We start from the raw sequence: 242 nt of genomic DNA on the forward strand, positions 1-242 counted from the left end.
TCTTCATATCGATGCTGACCACCACGACCATCAATCCGTCCTCAGCTAGATGCTTGCGGTCACGCAGAACAATATTGCCTACGTCCCCCACCCCGCTGCCGTCGATCAAGACTACTCCTGCCGGTACTTTTTCCAGCCAGGCCTGTTCACGGTCACAGCAAAGGACATCGCCGTTATCCATCACAAAAATATCTTTCTCAGCGATCCCAACCTGCTGCGCCAGCTTCGAATGAGTCTTCAAC

The 242-nt window shown here is 52.9% G+C and carries 1 pseudogene; it reads right to left on the minus strand.

The window, feature by feature from the left end:
• Positions 1-242 (minus strand): annotated as a pseudogene (locus MXD62_RS09470) (ribonuclease J); the annotation flags it as partial.

The organism is Frankia sp. Mgl5, assembly GCF_023242985.1.
GTDB lineage: Bacteria > Actinomycetota > Actinomycetes > Frankiales > Frankiaceae > Parafrankia > Parafrankia soli.